This is a genomic window from Nocardia alni (assembly GCF_019038435.1).
Taxonomy (GTDB): domain Bacteria; phylum Actinomycetota; class Actinomycetes; order Mycobacteriales; family Mycobacteriaceae; genus Nocardia; species Nocardia alni.
Genome location: NZ_JAGPOX010000325.1, coordinates 1 through 767 on the forward strand (window position 1 = coordinate 1; position 767 = coordinate 767).

Consider the following 767-nt stretch of genomic DNA (forward strand, 5'->3'; position numbering starts at 1 on the left):
CACCCGCACCATCGGACTCGATGCGGCGCACCAGATCCCCGGTGCGATACAACCGCGCACCACCGCTCGCACCACCGAACGGATTGGCCACGAAACGCTCCGCGGTCAACCCCGGACGGCCCAGATACCCCTGCGCCAACCCCGGACCAGCCAGATACAACTCACCCATCACCCCCGCAGGCACCGGACGCAACCGCGAATCCAGCACGAACGCACCAACGCCCGCAATAGCCGAACCGATCGTGATGGGCCCGCCAGGCACCAGCGGCGGGCTGCTCGCCACCACGATCGTCGCTTCGGTAGGCCCGTAACCGTTGTAAAACCTATGCTTACCGCCCCAGCGGGCAACCAGGCCCGGACCGAACCTGTCACCGCCAACCATGATGGCTTGTAGATCGTCGAGGTCGTCCGGATCGACGGACTCCAGTGCCCCGGGGGTGATGAGCATGTGCGTAACACGCTCGCGCCGAAGCAGATCCGACAACCCCGAACCACCGAACACCGAAGGCGGCGCGATCACCAGCGTCGCACCGCTGAAGAAGGCCAGCAGTAGCTCTAGCACAGAGATGTCGAAGTTCGGCGAGCCTACGTGCAAGACTCGCGATTCTTCGCTCACCCCGTAGCTCTCGCGCAAGGCGGTCACCAGTCCTGCCAGACCGGCGTGCGAGACCACGACACCCTTGGGTTTTCCGGTCGACCCCGAGGTGTAGATGACATACGCGGGATGCCGGTGATCGACCGGACGCACCCGATCGGCATACGACACC

The 767-nt window shown here is 64.9% G+C and carries 1 protein-coding gene; it reads right to left on the minus strand.

The genetic code is table 11. From position 1 onward, the window contains the following. A partial coding sequence (locus JZ791_RS44150) for an AMP-binding protein (RefSeq protein ID WP_216903939.1) occupies positions 1-767 on the minus strand: 767 nt, incomplete at both ends.